The 606-nt window shown below is 61.6% G+C and carries 1 protein-coding gene and 1 pseudogene; both read right to left on the reverse strand.

Translation table 11 applies throughout. From position 1 onward, the window contains the following. Positions 1–221: pseudogene (locus CSC66_RS17250) on the reverse strand (MFS transporter); the annotation flags it as partial. A gap of 156 nt (positions 222–377) precedes the next feature. Then, complete coding sequence (locus CSC66_RS17255; protein WP_162378638.1) at positions 378–575, reverse strand: hypothetical protein; 198 nt, start codon at positions 573–575, stop codon at positions 378–380. Positions 576–606: the final 31 nt, after the last annotated feature.

Here is a 606-nt window from a genome sequence, read left to right on the forward strand (position 1 = left end):
GTGTACGAACCGAAGATCGCGCTGGCCCAGGCCTGGCCCGAACTGTCGCCGTGGTAGAACTCGGCCACGATGTACAGCGCCAGCGCCCAGCTCACGCTGTAGAACGCGAAGCGCTCCCAGAACTCGGTCATGAACAGCATCCACAACGGCCGCGGATGGCCGAGCAGCTGCGGGTAATCGGGTGTCGAGGCCGCGTCGCCGGCAGTGCTGGTCTGGCTCATGCAAGTCCCTGGTCGGCATGCGTGAGGCAGCCGCAAGCGCCCAGATGTAACCGGGCACCGCGCTCGGCGTCAATGGTCGGGGAGCGGGAAACCGGGAACCCAACGGCGACGCGGGGTCTCGCGTCGCCCTGCGCATTCCTCCCCGTTACCGCCCCTTCAGCGCACGCCGTGCATCAGCTTGTTGATCAGCGGCGCGAGCAGGAACAGCAGCACGCCGCCGCCGAGCAGGATCCAGAAGCCGGAGGTGTAGCCGGACAGCGCAAAAAAAAAAAAAACTAATAAGCTAAGCCTGCCTCCACTCGACTCAACTACAGTATCAGCATCTTCATCTACATAAACAACCCACTGCTTCATACACACTCATCCGTTCTCACTACATGAAACA

Source organism: Pseudoxanthomonas kaohsiungensis (assembly GCF_010211765.1).
Taxonomy (GTDB): domain Bacteria; phylum Pseudomonadota; class Gammaproteobacteria; order Xanthomonadales; family Xanthomonadaceae; genus Pseudoxanthomonas; species Pseudoxanthomonas kaohsiungensis.